This is a genomic window from Sinomonas cellulolyticus (genome assembly GCF_014656475.1).
Lineage (GTDB): Bacteria > Actinomycetota > Actinomycetes > Actinomycetales > Micrococcaceae > Sinomonas > Sinomonas cellulolyticus.
Genome location: NZ_BNCM01000039.1, coordinates 1 through 841 on the forward strand (window position 1 = coordinate 1; position 841 = coordinate 841).

The 841-nt window shown below is 72.9% G+C and carries 1 protein-coding gene; it reads left to right on the forward strand.

The features are described 5' to 3' along the window. Nucleotides 1-841 (forward strand): ISL3 family transposase (locus IE231_RS18105; RefSeq protein WP_189695389.1); only part of this gene is annotated, 841 nt, incomplete at both ends.

The following is an 841-nucleotide window of genomic DNA, read 5'->3' on the forward strand; positions in this document are numbered from 1 at the left end:
TCCAGGCGCGTCCCGTGCACCGGGTCAGGGACCTGCCCTGCGGCGGGGACGGGCTCGAGGTACTCGTGCGCAAGCGCCGCCTCGCCTGTGCCGAGGAAGCATGCCCGCGGCGGACGTTCGTGCAGGCCACCGACCAGCTGCCCCTGCGCGCTCGGCTCACGACCCGCCTGGTCGGCGGGATCGCCGCTGGCCTGTCCGGGGAGCTGCGGGCCCTGTCCCGCGTCGCCGCGGAGGCCCGGGTGTCCTGGACGACCGCGATGCGGATCCTTCACACCACCGGCACGGTGGAGGGCAACGTGGACCGGCGGTACGTGCGCCGGCTCGGGATCGACGAGCACCGGTTCCGCACCGTGCGCTACCTGCGCGACGGGACCGGGAAGACGACCCGGGTCGAGCCGTGGTCGATCGTGTTCACGTGCCTGGACACCGGGGTCATCCTGGACATCGTCGACGGGCGCCGCGGGGCCGCGGTGCGGGACTGGATCGCCGCCCGGCCCAGGTGGTGGCGCAAGCGCATCGAGCTGGTCGCGATCGACATGTCCTCCGAGTTCCGTTCGGCGGTGCGCACCGCCCTGCCCAAGGCCAGGATCACCGTGGACCACTTCCACATCGTCGCCAGGGCCAACCAGATGGTCACCGACGTCCGCCGCCGCCGGGCGCACGAACAGCACGGCCGCCGCGGGCGCGCGAGCGACCCGGCATGGAAGTACCGCAAGCTCCTGGCGTGCAACCAGGAGGACTTCTCCCTGGCCCAGCGCGCCCGGCTCGAGGAGGTCATCGCCGCCGACCTGCAGCTGGGCATCGTGTGGGGCATCAAGGAACACGTCCGCCAGCTCCTCGC